Annotated in this window: 14 protein-coding genes; 11 read left to right on the top strand and 3 right to left on the bottom strand. The window is 71.7% G+C overall.

Going from position 1 to position 13895, the window contains the following annotated elements; all coding sequences use genetic code 11:
• Positions 1-5: 5 nt before the first annotated feature.
• Complete coding sequence (locus JOC24_RS09335) at positions 6-1148, top strand: glycosyltransferase family 4 protein (RefSeq protein WP_205019661.1); 1143 nt, start codon at positions 6-8, stop codon at positions 1146-1148.
• A gap of 94 nt (positions 1149-1242) precedes the next feature.
• On the opposite strand, the gene JOC24_RS09330 is transcribed toward JOC24_RS09335, so the two are convergent.
• Complete coding sequence (locus tag JOC24_RS09330; RefSeq protein ID WP_205019660.1) at positions 1243-3039, bottom strand: AMP-dependent synthetase/ligase; 1797 nt, start codon at positions 3037-3039, stop codon at positions 1243-1245.
• A gap of 280 nt (positions 3040-3319) precedes the next feature.
• On the opposite strand from JOC24_RS09330, the gene JOC24_RS09325 reads away from it, so the two are divergent.
• From JOC24_RS09325 to JOC24_RS09300, 6 genes are all read left to right on the top strand, one after another.
• Positions 3320-4129, top strand: coding sequence for a metallophosphoesterase family protein (locus JOC24_RS09325; RefSeq protein ID WP_205019659.1), 810 nt, complete (start codon positions 3320-3322; stop codon positions 4127-4129).
• A gap of 120 nt (positions 4130-4249) precedes the next feature.
• Positions 4250-4699, top strand: coding sequence for an SRPBCC family protein (locus JOC24_RS09320; RefSeq protein ID WP_205019658.1), 450 nt, complete (start codon positions 4250-4252; stop codon positions 4697-4699).
• Between the two features lie 4 nt (positions 4700-4703).
• Positions 4704-5897, top strand: coding sequence for an ArsA family ATPase (locus tag JOC24_RS09315; protein WP_205019657.1), 1194 nt, complete (start codon positions 4704-4706; stop codon positions 5895-5897).
• A gap of 80 nt (positions 5898-5977) precedes the next feature.
• Entirely contained in the window at positions 5978-6469 is a 492-nt protein-coding gene (locus JOC24_RS09310; protein WP_205019656.1) for a DUF5304 domain-containing protein, read from the top strand.
• A gap of 75 nt (positions 6470-6544) precedes the next feature.
• Positions 6545-7486: an ROK family glucokinase gene (locus JOC24_RS09305; RefSeq protein ID WP_205019655.1), complete on the top strand. Its 942-nt coding sequence runs from the start codon at positions 6545-6547 to the stop codon at positions 7484-7486.
• 72 nt (positions 7487-7558) lie between these two features.
• Positions 7559-8320 (top strand): endonuclease/exonuclease/phosphatase family protein, encoded by a 762-nt coding sequence (locus JOC24_RS09300; RefSeq protein ID WP_205019654.1) that lies wholly within the window; start codon positions 7559-7561, stop codon positions 8318-8320.
• Between the two features lie 83 nt (positions 8321-8403).
• Here JOC24_RS09300 and JOC24_RS09295 read toward each other — a convergent pair whose 3' ends face one another.
• Both JOC24_RS09295 and JOC24_RS09290 read right to left on the bottom strand, forming a co-directional pair.
• A complete protein-coding gene (locus tag JOC24_RS09295) occupies positions 8404-9063 on the bottom strand; it encodes a hypothetical protein (RefSeq protein ID WP_205019653.1) in 660 nt (219 codons plus the stop codon).
• Complete coding sequence (locus JOC24_RS09290) at positions 9056-9835, bottom strand: alpha/beta hydrolase (RefSeq protein ID WP_205019652.1); 780 nt, start codon at positions 9833-9835, stop codon at positions 9056-9058. Before JOC24_RS09290 ends, JOC24_RS09295 begins: the two co-directional genes overlap by 8 nt.
• Before the next feature lie 227 nt (positions 9836-10062).
• Between JOC24_RS09290 and JOC24_RS09285 the strand changes: the two genes are divergently transcribed.
• The 4 genes from JOC24_RS09285 (at position 10063) to JOC24_RS09270 (ending at position 13870) form a co-directional block, all read left to right on the top strand.
• Complete coding sequence (locus JOC24_RS09285) at positions 10063-10782, top strand: lysophospholipid acyltransferase family protein (RefSeq protein WP_205019651.1); 720 nt, start codon at positions 10063-10065, stop codon at positions 10780-10782.
• A 69-nt stretch (positions 10783-10851) separates the two neighbouring features.
• Positions 10852-12069 carry a MacS family sensor histidine kinase gene (gene macS / locus JOC24_RS09280; RefSeq protein ID WP_205019650.1) on the top strand — a complete coding sequence of 406 codons (1218 nt, stop codon included), beginning with the start codon at positions 10852-10854 and terminating at the stop codon, positions 12067-12069.
• Complete coding sequence (locus tag JOC24_RS09275; RefSeq protein WP_205019649.1) at positions 12066-12758, top strand: response regulator; 693 nt, start codon at positions 12066-12068, stop codon at positions 12756-12758. The genes macS and JOC24_RS09275 overlap by 4 nt, the downstream gene beginning before the upstream one ends.
• 107 nt (positions 12759-12865) lie before the next feature.
• Positions 12866-13870, top strand: a complete 1005-nt coding sequence (locus JOC24_RS09270) for a 2-hydroxyacid dehydrogenase (RefSeq protein ID WP_205019648.1) — start codon at positions 12866-12868, stop codon at positions 13868-13870.
• The last annotated feature ends 25 nt before the right edge of the window (positions 13871-13895 follow it).

Below are 13895 nucleotides of genomic sequence, written 5' to 3'. Positions count from 1 at the left end.
CCGCGATGGACAAGACACTGATCGTGACGAACGACTTCCCGCCCCGCCCCGGCGGCATCCAGGCCTTCCTGCACAACATGGCGCTGCGGATGGACCCCGAGCGGCTCGTCGTCTACGCCTCCACCTGGAAGCGCGGCGCGGAGGGCGCCGAGGCCACCGCCGCCTTCGACGCCGAGCAGCCGTTCACCGTCGTGCGCGACCGTACGACGATGCTGCTGCCCACCCCCCGGGTCACCCGGCAGGCGGTCCGGCTGCTGCGCGAACACGGCTGCTCCTCCGTGTGGTTCGGCGCGGCGGCGCCCCTCGGGCTGATGGCGCCCGCGCTGCGCCGGGCGGGCGCCCGCCGGATCGTGGCCACCACGCACGGCCACGAGGCGGGCTGGGCCCAGCTGCCCGCGTCCCGGCAACTGCTGCGCCGCATCGGCGAGGGCACCGACACGATCACGTACCTCGGCGAGTACACCCGGTCCAGGATCGCCGAGGCGCTCACCCCGGAGGCCGCCGGACGCATGGTGCAGCTGCCGCCAGGGGTCGACGAGAAGACCTTCCACCCGGACTCCGGCGGTGACCGGGTCAGGGCCCGGCTCGGACTCACGGACCGGCCCGTCGTCGTGTGTGTGTCCCGGCTCGTGCCGCGCAAGGGGCAGGACACCCTCGTCCTGGCCATGCCCGCGATCCTGGCGCGGGTGCCGGACGCCGTCCTGCTCGTCGTCGGCGGCGGCCCGTACGCCGGGCAGCTGAAGAAGCTGGCCGACGAGACCGGTGTCCAGGACTCCGTGCGCTTCACCGGGCCGGTGCCCTGGGAGGAACTGCCCGCGCACTACGGCGCCGGCGACGTGTTCGCCATGCCCTGCCGCACCCGGCGCGGCGGGCTCGACGTCGAGGGCCTCGGCATCGTCTACCTGGAGGCGTCCGCGACCGGACTGCCGGTCGTGGCCGGCGACTCGGGTGGTGCCCCGGACGCCGTGCTGCACGGCGAGACCGGGTGGGTGGTGCGGGGCGGCTCCGCCGAGGAGTCCGCCGACCGCATCGTCACCCTGCTCGGCGACCCTGAGATGCGGCGGCGCATGGGGGAGCGGGGCCGGGCGTGGGTCGAGGAGAAGTGGCGCTGGGACCTGCTCGCCGGACAGCTCAGAACGCTGCTCTGAGCACGTACCCGAAGTCGCTGCTCCGAGCGCGTACGGGGAGGGCCCGCACCGTGGCCGCGTGGCCGGTGCGGGCCCTCCCGTACGTACCGCCGGTTCAGCCGCGGTAGATCGACTCGACCTCGTCCGCGAAGTCCTTCGCCACGACGTTGCGCTTGAGCTTCAGCGACGGCGTGATGTGGCCCGCCTCCTCGGTGAACTGCGTGGCCAGGACGCGGAACTTGCGCACCGACTCCGCCTTGGACACCGCCGCGTTGCCGTCGTCCACGGCCCGCTGCACCTCGGCCAGCAGCTCGGGGTCCTCGCGGAGCGAGACCGCCGTCGACCCGGCCGGCTTGCCGTTCTCCTCGGCCCAGCGGGAGAGGAACTCCTCGTCGAGCGTCAGCAGCGCGCCGACGAACGGCCGTCCGTCGCCGACCACCATGCACTCGGCGACCAGGGCGTGCGCGCGGATCCGGTCCTCGATCACCGCGGGGGCGACGTTCTTGCCGCCCGCCGTGACGATGATCTCCTTCTTGCGGCCCGTGATCGCGAGATAGCCGTCCTCGTCCAGCGTGCCGATGTCGCCGGTGTGGAACCAGCCGTCGGCCAGCGCGTCGGCCGTCGCCGCGTCGTTCTTCCAGTACCCGGTGAACAGGTGCTCGCCGTGCAGCAGCACCTCGCCGTCGTCGGCGATCCGCACCACCGAGCCCGGCAGCGGCTGGCCGACCGTGCCGATCTTCTGCCGGTCCCACGGGTTGAAGGCCGTGGCGGCGCAGGACTCGGTGAGGCCGTAGCCCTCCAGCACCGTGAAGCCGATGCCGCGGAAGAAGTGGCCGAGCCGCTCGCCCAGCGGTGCGCCACCGGAGATCGCGTACTCGCCGCGGCCGCCGAGCACGGCGCGCAGCTTGCTGAACACCAGCTTGTCGAACACCTTGTGCTTGACCCTCAGACCGACCGAGGGGCCTTCCGGCGTGCCGAGCGCACGGCTGTACGCGATCGCCGTGTCGGCCGCCCGGTCGAAGATCCTGCCCTTGCCGTCGGCCTGGGCCTTGGCACGCGCCGAGTTGTAGACCTTCTCGAACACCCGCGGCACACCGAGGATCAGCGTCGGCCGGAACGAGGCCAGCTCATCGGTGAGGTTCTTGATGTCCGGCACGCAGCCGAGCTTGATCGGTGCCATCACGGACGCGACCTCGACCAGCCGGCCGAAGACGTGCGCGGTGGGCAGGAAGAGCAGGACGGAGCACTCGCCGGTGCGGAAGAGGGGCTTGAGCCGCTCCACGATGTTGCCGCACTCCGCGAAGAAGCTGCGGTGCGTCAGCACACAGCCCTTGGGGCGGCCGGTGGTGCCCGAGGTGTAGACGATCGTCGCCGGGTCGTCGGCCTTCGCGCTCACCATGCGCAGGTCCAGCGTCTCGTCGGAGACCTCGGCACCCGCGGCGACGAGCTCGTCGACGGCACCCCGGTCGATCTCCCAGACGTGCCGCAGACCGGGAAGCCCGTCCCGCACCGCGGTGACGGACTCCGCGTGGGCGGCGCTCTCCACGACGACCGCGACCGCGCCCGAGTCGCCGAGTATCCACTGGACCTGCTCGGGGGAGCTGGTCTCGTACACCGGGACGGTGACGGCGCCCGCGCTCCAGATGGCGAAGTCCAGCAGGACCCACTCGAAGCGGGTGCGCGACATGAGCGCGACCCGGTCACCGGGCTGGACACCCGCCGCGATCAAGCCTCTGGCGGTGTCTCTGACCTCGGTGAGGAACCGGGTCGCCGTGACATCCGTCCAGACGCCGGCCACCTTCCGGCTCATCACCGCGACATCGGGATGCTGAGCGGCGTTGCGGCGGATGAGATCCGTCAGGTTGCCGTCCGTAGGGACCTCGTACAGGGCCGGAAGGCTGAACTCGCGCAAGACTGCTGCTCCTCATCGGGCTCCGGTTCCACGGCTCTGTGTGACGCACCGGATCGGTCCAAGACTGGCAGATGCTCAGTGGGGTGAGCACGACTGGACTGGCGGGACGTTACCCACCGGTACTCGGTTCCGGAAAGGGGTTTCCGGCCAGATGTCTTATGCATCACACATATCGGTGCTCCTTCGGCGCACATTAGTCCACCCGTGTCCAGATCCGGAAGTAATCGCAGGTCCGGCGGCCTCTACCCAGAGCGGCGAGCGGAGACCTAGGGTGAGCTCCATGCGAGTCGGCACACCGCACAATCAGCACACGACCCCCACCCGGCGGACACGCGTGCACGTGGTCAGTGACGTGCACGGCAACGCGGAGGCGCTCGCGCGCGCCGGGGACGGCGCGGACGCCCTGATCTGCCTGGGCGACCTGGTCCTCTTCCTCGACTACGCCGACCATTCGCGCGGCATCTTCCCCGACCTGTTCGGGGTCGACAACGCCCACCGCATCGTCGAGCTGCGCACCGCACGCCGCTTCGACGAGGCGCGCGCCTTCGGCCGCGAACTCTGGGCGGGCCGGGACCGCAACACGGCCATCCTGTCCGCCGTACGCAAGCAGTACGCCGAGATGTTCGCGGTCATGCCCACCCCGACGTACGCCACCTACGGCAACGTCGATGTCCCCTCCCTCTGGCCCGAGTACGCCAATTCCGGCACGACGGTGCTGGACGGCGAGCGGGTCGAGATCGGAGGCCGGGTCTTCGGGTTCGTAGGGGGCGGACTCCGCACCCCCATGAACACCCCGTACGAGATCAGTGACGAGGAGTACGCCGCCAAGGTCGAGGCACTCGGTCCGGTGGACGTCCTGTGCTCACACATCCCGCCGGACGTTCCCGAGCTGACGTACGACACGGTGGCCCGCCGCTTCGAGCGCGGCAGCCGCGCGCTCCTGGACGCCATCCACCGTGCCCGCCCCCGGTACGCGATTTTCGGCCATGTCCACCAGCCGCTGGTCCGCCGGATGCGGATCGGTGTCACCGAGTGCGTCAACGTCGGCCACTTCGCCTCCAGCGGACGGCCCTGGGCCCTGGAGTGGTGAGCGACACGGCCACCCGCCGCGGGCCGGGGCGCGGACGGGAGGGGCCTCGGCACGCGATAGCCTGCACACGGCAGGCTTCTGCCGAACGCGACCGGTACACCGCACTGGAGGGCCACGGCGATGGCTGAACACACCAGCTCGAGCATCACGATCGAGGCGGCGCCGGCCGACGTCATGGGAGTGATCGCCGACTTCGCCCGCTATCCGGAATGGACCGGCGAGGTGAAGGAGGCCGAGATCCTGGCCACCGACGACCAGGGCCGCGCCGAGCAGGTCCGTCTCGTCCTGGACGCCGGAGCGATCAAGGACGACCACGTCCTCGCCTACACCTGGAACAGCCCGTACGAGGTCGACTGGACCCTCGTCAAGTCCCAGATGCTGCGCTCCCTCGACGGCAGCTACGCGCTGGCGCCCCTGGGCGACGGGGACCGCACCGAGGTCACCTACCGGCTCGCCGTGGACGTCAAGATCCCGCTCCTCGGCATGATCAAGCGCAAAGCCGAGAAGGTCATCATCGACCGCGCCCTCGCCGGGCTGAAGAAGCGCGTCGAGTCCGTCCCGAAGGCCTGATCACGTGCGTACGGTCCTCGTCACCGGCCCCGGCGGCGCAGGCTGTACCACCGTCGCCGCGGCCACCGCGCTCGCCTCGGCCCGTGCCGGCCGGCGCACCCTCCTGGTCTCCGCCGACGCGGTGCCCGCCTTCCCCTCGGCCGCCGAGGCCGCCGAGGCCGTTGAGGTCGCCGAGCTGCTGCACTGCGCCCGCGTCGACTCCGCCGCGCACTTCCGCGCTGAGCTCCTCGCACTCCAGGACCGGGCGTCCGGGGTGCTCGACCTGCTCGGCGCCAACCGGCTCGACGGCGAGGAACTCACCGAACTGCCGGGCAGCGCACAGCTCGCCGTCCTGCACACCCTGCGCCGGGCGGCCGAGGGCGACTGGGCCGACGACGGCTACGAGGTCCTCGTCGTCGACCTCCCACCGCTCGCCGACGCCCTCTCCCTGCTCGCACTCCCCGGGCAGCTGCGCCGCTACCTGCGCCGCCTCCTGCCCCGCGAACGCCAGGCCGCCCGCGCGCTGCGCCCGGTGCTCGCCCAGCTCGCCGGCGTCCCCATGCCCGCCCAGTGGCTGTACGAGGCAGCAGCCCGCAAGGACACCGAACTGGCCGCGGTCGAGGCACTGCTCGAGGACAACGCGACCACCGTGCGGCTGGTCGCCGAACCCGGGCAGGCCGCCGGGGAGGCGCTGAGCGCAGCCCGTACCGGACTCGCCCTGCACGGGCTGCGCGTCGACTCCGTCGTGGCCACCCGGGTCCTGCCCCGCCACGCCGCCGACCCGTGGTTCGCCGATCTCGCCGCCCGGCAGGAGAAGTGCCTGGACCACTGGCACCACGAGTGGGAGCCCGGGACCCCCGTACGCGAGACCGCCCACCTCGGCCGCGAGCCGCGCTCCGCCGAGGACCTGGCCCTGATCGCCGGTACCTGCGGCGCACCCGACGACAGGAATCCGGGACACGCCGGTGACCCCTGGTGGACCGAGGACGCCGGCGACGGCGTCATCGCCTGGTGCCTGCCGTTGCCCGGGGCGGTCAAGGCGGACCTCGGGCTCGTCCGGCGCGGCGACGAACTGCTCCTCACCGCAGGGCCGTTCCACCGGATCGTGCGCCTGGAGTCCGCGCTGCGCCGCTGCACCGTCTCCGGCGCCGCGCTGACCGACGGCGTCCTGCGTGTCCGGTTCACGCCCGACCCCGCGCTCTGGCCCCGGACACCATGAACGGCGTACCACCGTTCGGGTAACGTCGGTAGTACGTGGCTCGTACGGCCACGCAGACAACCGCGTCGCAGGAGTCCGCCATGAGTGAAGCCACCGATCGTCCCGTCGACGACGACGCGTGGGCGGAGGCCTGCGCCGAGGACCTCGAAGCGGAGAAGGCCCGCCGCCGGGCTCAGTACGGACAGCAGCCGGCTTCCGCCGCCGAGGAGCTGCGCAAGCTCATCGACGCGGTGGCCGACAAGGTCTCCTCGATGCAGTCACCGCTGCTCGGCATGGCCGCCCAGGGCACCGTCCAGCAGGTGATCAGGCAGGCCAGGTCCGCGGTCGAGCCCGTCATCGACCGCAATCCGGAGCTGTTCGACCATCTCGCAGCCGCGGGGAACGAGCTCCTCGCCGCCTACCGCTCCGCCGTCGAGGGCCAGGAGGGCCGCTGGACCCGGGGTACCGAGGGTGCCGGTGGCACCTCCGGCGGCACGGGAAACGCCGCAGGGCCGGGTAAGGCGGCGGCACAGGATCCCTCGGACCCGCGTGACGAGGGCTCCGGCGGCAGCGAACACATCGACCTGGACTGACCCTGGGCAGGAGGTACCCGTCCCCGGCTCGGGTACGGTTGGCCGTAGCGGGGCTCGACCGAAACTGAGGGATTCATGGGACTCACCATCGGCGTCGATATCGGCGGCACGAAGATCGCGGCTGGAGTGGTCGACGAAGAGGGCCGGATCCTCTCGACGTTCAAGGTATCCACCCCGCCGACCGCCGAAGCCATCGTGGACGCGATCAGCGCCGCCGTGGCCGGAGCGAGCGAGGGACACGACGTCGAGGCGGTCGGCATCGGCGCGGCCGGATACGTCGACGACAAGCGTGCCACCGTGCTGTTCGCCCCGAACATCGACTGGCGCCACGAGCCGCTCAAGGACAAGGTCGAGCAGCGCGTCGGGCTTCCCGTCGTCGTCGAGAACGACGCCAACGCTGCGGCCTGGGGCGAATACCGCTTCGGCGCCGGCCAGGGGCACGACGACGTCATCTGCATCACGCTCGGCACCGGCCTGGGCGGCGGCATCATCATCGGCAACAAGCTCCGCCGCGGACGCTTCGGCGTGGCGGCGGAATTCGGTCACATCCGGGTCGTCCCGGACGGGCTGCTCTGCGGCTGCGGCAGCCAGGGCTGCTGGGAGCAGTACGCCTCCGGGCGTGCGCTCGTGCGCTACGCCAAGCAGCGTGCCAACGCCACCCCGGAGAACGCCACGATCCTGCTGGGGCTCGGGGACGGCAGCGTCGAGGGCATCGAGGGCAAGCACATCAGCCAGGCCGCCCGGCAGGGCTGCCCGGTGGCCATCGACTCCTTCCGTGAGCTGGCCCGCTGGGCCGGAGCCGGACTCGCCGACCTCGCCTCGCTCTTCGACCCGTCGGCCTTCATCGTCGGCGGAGGCGTGTCCGACGAGGGCGAACTGGTCCTCGACCCGATCCGCAAGTCGTTCCGGCGCTGGCTGATCGGCGGGGAGTGGCGCCCGCACGCCCAGGTCCTCGCGGCCCAACTGGGCGGCAAGGCAGGCCTGGTGGGCGCGGCCGACCTGGCGCGCCAGGGCTGACCCCGCCCATGCGTCCTCGACGCCCGTCGCGCCCTCCGGGGAGCGGCGGGCGTCCGTCGTATCGTGCCTCCCATGGTCACGATGCCGATGCCACTGCCCGACTCCCGTACCGAGCCGGACGGTTCAGCAGTCATCCGGGTGCTCAGCTACAACGTGCGCTCACTGCGCGACGACACCGAGGCGCTGGCCCGCGTCATCCGCGCCTGCGCACCCGACCTGGTGTGCGTCCAGGAGGCCCCGCGCTTCTTCCGCTGGCGCAAGGCCGCCGCCAGGCTCGCGGCCATGACCGACCTGGTGATCCTCAGCGGTGGCGCCACGGCGGCCGGCCCCCTGCTGCTCTGCTCCCTGCGCGCCACCGTGGAACGCACCGAGGACGTCCTGCTGCCGCTCACCCCGGGGCTGCACCGCAGAGGCCTGGCCACGGCTGTCGTACGGATCGCCGGGGCACGATTCGGCGTCCTGAGCTGCCACCTCAGCCTGCAGCGGGAGGAACGGCGGGCACAGGCGGGAATGCTGCTGGACCGGATCGACGCCATGGACGTCCCGCACGCCGTCGTCGCCGGTGACCTCAACGACGTACCGGAGGGGAGCGCCTTCCGGCGGCTGGCCGGGCGGCTCCAGGACTGTTGGGCCGTACGGCCGTGGGGCGGCGAGCTCACCTTCCCGCCCGACCAACCGCGCAAGCGGATCGACGCGGTGTTCGCGACCGGCGGCATCGAGGTACTCGGCTGCGGCGTCCCCGCGGACCTGCCCGGCGTGAGCGGCGCGGACCTGCGGACGGCCACGGACCATCTGCCCGTACTGGCCGCCCTGAGGGTGCCGGCCGGGGGCTGAGCCCGGCTCCACGACAGGCAGCCCGGCCTGGAGGACGCCCGGCCGCGCCGCCCTCCAGGCCGGGCACCGCGCCGCAGAACGGGTCAGACGACCGCGCCGCGCCCCGGGTCGTCGTTCTCCTCGTCGTCGTCGGGCATCCGCGCCACCAGGGTGACGAAGCCGCCCAGGAAACCGCCGATGGAGAGCGTGGTGAGCCACCACGTCATCTCCCACTGCAGCAGCACCGCGATCAGCATCAGCACCGGACCGCCGACGACCGCGAGCCAGGCGAACTTGGCGGTCACATCCGCCTCGGGCAGCGGCGGCGGCTCCGGCGGTACGAAGTGCCCCTCCTCGCTGTCGTCCGGATCGTCGACGTCACCGTCCTCGGGTTCCTTCAGCCCGTAGTCACGCGGGCCGGCGACCCCGGGCGCGAAGACGACCGAACCGCCCAGCGGCTTCTTCTCCGGCGGTCCGCCGGGGGTCTTCCCGCCCACGCCCTTGTCCGTGTTGTCGCCCGCGTCGGGGTCCAGGACGTTGAGCTGGTCGTCCTCCAGCAGGGCCAGGTCCTCGATCGACTTGAACGGCTTGGCGCCCGGCGGGTCCGGCGGCTCGTCGCCGTATCCCGCGACGATGGCCTCCCAGGCCGCCGCCTCGTCGAGCGCCCGGGGCGCCTCCGTGCCCTCGGGGACCGCCGTTCCCTCCGTGGGGCGCGGTTCGCGCTCCTCGTCACTGCCCGCGCGCTCCGCGTCGTGTTCAGCCACCGGACGTGCTCCCCTTCTTGCCAGCGTTGGGTGCGAGGCGGTCGACGAACCGGTAACTCTCGTCGAAGATCCGCTCCGCATCATGGTCCAACGTCGCCACGTGGTAGCTCTGTTCCAGGAGGATCTCCTCGACATCCCTGGACGAGACCCGGCTGAGGATCCGCGCCGAGTCGGCCGGCGGCACGACATGGTCCTGCGGACTGTGCAGCAGCACGAGCGGCTGGGTGACCTGAGGCAGATCGGCGTCGACCAGACGGAAGAACGCCCGCACGGAGTGGGCGGCGTGAAGCGGCACCCGGTCGTAGCCGACCTCCTCGGCGCCCTCCAACGCGATGTCGCTGGTCAGGCCCTTCGTCGTCCGCACCACATGCCGGGCCACCGGCAGGGCGTACGCCGACAGGCCGTGCACCTTGTTCGCGGGGTTCACCAGCACCAGGCCCGCGATCTCGTCCCCGTGCTTCGCGGCGAGGCGCAGAGCCAGGGCGCCGCCCATGGACAGGCCGAAGACGAAGACCTGCGCGCACCGCGCCCGCAGCAGGCGCAGCTCCCGGTCCACCTCCGCGTACCAGTCCTGCCAGCCCGTGACCGCCATGTCCTCCCAGCGGGTTCCGTGGCCGGGCAGCAGCGGGAGGGACACGGTGAGTCCGCGCTCCGCCAGGTAGTCGGCCCAGGGGCGCAGCGACTGCGGCGAACCCGTGAATCCGTGACAGAGGAGGACGCCGACCTCTCCGCCCTCGTGGCGGAACGGCTCGGCTCCAGGGAGGACCGGCACCGGGGTCTCCTGTTCATGAAGCGGGGCGGGGTGCGGGGGGTGTGCAAAAGGATTACTTCACCGTACGCGACCGGACCGACACCGACCAGGGCCGTCACCGCCCGAGCGCCCACCACCCGCGGGGCGGCCGCGGGGAGCGCCGGTGGGGGAGGCCGTCCCGGGCGGACGGGGGAGGCCGCGGTTCCACAGGCTAAGGTCTTCCGGACGGCACACAGGAGGCACCAGAGTTGATCTACGGCGCAATGAAGTTCTCCATCGGCGGGTCCCTGAAGCTCGCCTTCAGGCCGTGGGTGGAGGGTCTGGAGAACATTCCCGCACACGGGCCGGCGATCCTCGCGAGCAACCATCTGTCGTTCTCCGACTCCTTCTTCCTGCCGGCGGTCCTCGACCGCAAGGTGACCTTCATCGCCAAGGCGGAGTACTTCACCGCGCCCGGTGTGAAGGGCAAGCTCACCGCCGCCTTCTTCAAGGGCGTGGGACAGCTCCCGGTGGACCGTTCGGGCGGCCGCGGTGCCGGCGAGGCGGCGATCAGGGCGGGCATCCAGGTGATCGAGAGCGGCGGGCTCTTCGGCATCTACCCGGAGGGCACCCGGTCACCCGACGGACGGCTCTATCGGGGCAAGCCCGGGGGCCTCGCCAGGGTGGCCCTCGCCACCGGCGCGCCCGTCATTCCCGTGGCGATGATCGACACGGAGAAGATCCAGCCGCCGGGCCAGGTGGTGCCCAAGCTGATGCGGCCGGGCATCAGGATCGGCGAGCCGCTGGACTTCACCCGGTACCAGGGCATGGACGGCGACCGCTTCATCCTGCGCTCGGTGACCGACGAGGTCATGTACGAGATCATGAAGCTCTCCGGCCAGGAGTACGTCGACGTCTACGCGACCGCGGCCAAGCGGCAGATCGCCGAGGAGGCGAAGAAGAAGGGCCAGGAACGGTCCGGCGCGTAGGGGCGTCTCCGGATGTCCGGAGAAGGCAGCATGGCAGGGGCGGGAACCGGGGGAGGGGGCACGGGGCACATGGCCAGGCGCGAAAGGGTCGTGCGGATGTCGGTCGAGCAGCCCCTCTGGCGCGCCCTCACCGCGTACCGGGTGCTGACGCTGGGCTACGCCGGGCTGCTCGCGGGCTTCGGCCACGCCAAGTACGAACGGCCCTGGGTGGCCGTCGCCTTCCTGGCCTTCCTCGCCCTCTGGACGCTCGTCACGCTTCCCCGGGTGGCCAACGCTGCGAACTGCACCAAACGCTTCCTGGGCGCGGACCTCACCGTCGCCCTGACGGGCATCCTCGTGACGCCGCTCGCCGACTTCGACGCTCAGCACATGGACGGCCCGACGCTTCCCTCGATCTGGACTGCGGGCTCCGTCCTCGCCTTCGCCCTCAAGGGAGGCTGGCGCTGGGCGGCCTTCGCCTCGACCCTCGTCGCCGTCGCCAACATCATCGAGCGCGGAGAGCCCAGCGAGGACACCTTCCACAACGTGGTGCTCGTCTGGGTCGCCTCCATCGCCATCGGCTACGTCGTCGAGGTGGCCCGCGCCAGTGAGCGCACCCTGGCCCGCGCCCTGGAGATCGAGGCCGCCACCCGGGAGCGGGAGCGGCTCGCCCGCGACATCCACGACAGCGTCCTCCAGGTCCTGGCCATGGTCCAGCGGCGCGGCACGGCCCTGGGCGGCGAGGCCGCGGAGCTCGGCCGGATGGCCGGGGAGCAGGAGGTCGCGCTGCGGACCCTGGTCTCCAGCGGACTGGTGCCCACGACCCGGGTCTCCGAGGACAGTGCCGACGGCGCGGTCGTCCGCACGGTGGAGACCGACGGGACGGAGAGCCCCGACTCCGACCTGCGCGCCCTGCTCGCCCGGCACGCCGGAGCCCGGGTCACCTTCTCGGAGCCCGGCGCCCCGGTGCTGCTCGCGGCCGGGGCGGCACGTGAACTCGCCGCCGCCGTCAGTGCCGCGCTGGACAACGTCCGGGTCCACGCGGGGCCCGACGCCCAGGCGTGGATCCTGGTCGAGGACGAACCGGACGCGGTGATCGTCACCGTCCGGGACGACGGCCCGGGCATCCCGGAGGGCAGGCTCGACCAGGCGGAGGGGGAGGGCCGCCTCGGCGTCGCCCTGTCGATCCGCGGCCGGCTGCGCGATCTGGGCGGTACGGCAGAGCTGATCTCGGTGCCCGGCCAGGGCACCGAGGTCGAGTTGAAGGTTCCGAAGGTTTCACGGGGGAAGGCAGGATCGGCCCGATGAGTACACCGAACACGCAGGCAGCAGAGGAAACGACCATCAAGGTGATGGTCGTCGACGACCACCCGATGTGGCGCGACGCCGTGGCCCGCGACCTCGCCGAGTCCGGATTCGACGTGGTCGCGACCGCCGGCGACGGCCCGGGCGCGGTGCGCCGGGCCAGGGCCGCCGTGCCCGACGTCCTGGTGCTCGACCTCAATCTGCCGGGGATGCCCGGGGTCCAGGTCTGCAAGGAGCTCGTCGGCTCCCACCCCGGGCTGCGCGTCCTGGTGCTCTCCGCCAGCGGTGAGCACGCCGATGTCCTGGAGGCGGTGAAGTCGGGCGCCACCGGTTATCTGCTCAAGTCGGCCAGCACCCAGGAGCTGACCGACGCCGTGCGCGCCACCGCGGCGGGCGACCCCGTCTTCACTCCGGGCCTCGCCGGACTGGTCCTCGGTGAATACCGCCGGCTCGCCTCCGACCCGGCCCCCGCCGCCCCCGACCGTCCGAAGGTCCCGCAGCTCACCGACCGCGAGACGGAGGTCCTGCGGCTGGTGGCCAAGGGGCTCTCGTACAAGCAGATCGCCGAGCGGCTGGTCATCTCCCACCGGACCGTGCAGAACCACGTCCAGAACACCCTGGGCAAGCTCCAGCTGCACAACCGGGTGGAGCTCGTGCGCTACGCCATCGAGGCCGGCCTCGACGACGTCTGACGGGCTGGTTCCGCGTCGGCCGGAACCGCTCCGGCCGGGCGGCGCCGCCGGGAGCCGGACCGTATATTCGCGAGGTACGGCCCCCACCCCCTCACCCGGGAGACGTCGTGGAAATCCTGGCATTCGGCGTGCAGTCCGACGAGCAGCCGCTGATCGAGAAGGCCTTCGCCGGTCTGCACGACGTCCGTTGCCTGGACGTCTTCCTCACCGAGGACACCGCCCCGATCGCCGCGGGCTACGAGATCATCTCCACCAGCGTCAACGCGGATCTCGGCGGCAAGGTGCTGCAGACCCTCGCGGCGGGCGGCACGCAGATGATCGCCCAGCGCTCCACCGGCTTCAACAACATCGACCTCGACGTCGCCGAACGCCTGGCCCTGCGCGTGGCCCGGGTCTCGTACTACTCGCCGTACTCGGTCGCCGAATTCGCCTGGGCCCTGGCCATGGCGGTCAACCGCCGTATCGTCCGCGCGGTGAGCCGCACCCGGGACTTCGACTTCCGGCTCGACGGGCTCCTCGGCCGGGACATGCACGGCCGGACGGCCGGAGTGGTCGGCACCGGGAAGATCGGTGAGGCGTTCACCCGGATCGCCCACGGGTTCGGCATGGATCTGCTGGGCTGGGACCTCGTCGAGAACCCTGCCTGCACCGCACTCGGCATGAGGTACGTGGACAAGGAACAGCTCCTCGCCGAGTCCGATCTGATCAGCCTCCACGTACCGCTGCTGCCGGCCACCCAGCACATCATCGGCCGGGAAGCCCTGTCCGTGATGAAGGACGACGCGATCATGGTCAACTCCAGCCGGGGCGGCCTCATCGACAGCCGCGCACTGGTCACCGAGCTGAGGAGCGGCCGGTTCACCGGTGTCGGGCTCGACGTCTACGAGGCGGAGGCCGGACTCTTCTACGTCGACAAGTCGGTGGAGGGCATCGACGACGACACCCTCGCCCGGCTCGTCACGTTCCCCAACGTCATCGTGACCTCGCACCAGGCGTACTACACGCGTGACGCCGTGGAACAGATCATCGACGCCACCGTGCGGAACGTCGTCGACCACCTGGCGGGCCGGCGCAGCGACAACTTCCTGGTCCCTGCGCCTCCCACGCGGTAGACCGCCGGGCGGGACGTACCCGCCC

This window comes from Streptomyces sp. HB132, assembly GCF_016909575.1.
In the GTDB taxonomy this organism is placed as follows: domain Bacteria; phylum Actinomycetota; class Actinomycetes; order Streptomycetales; family Streptomycetaceae; genus Streptomyces.
This window is presented reverse-complemented; position numbering and strand designations above follow the sequence as displayed.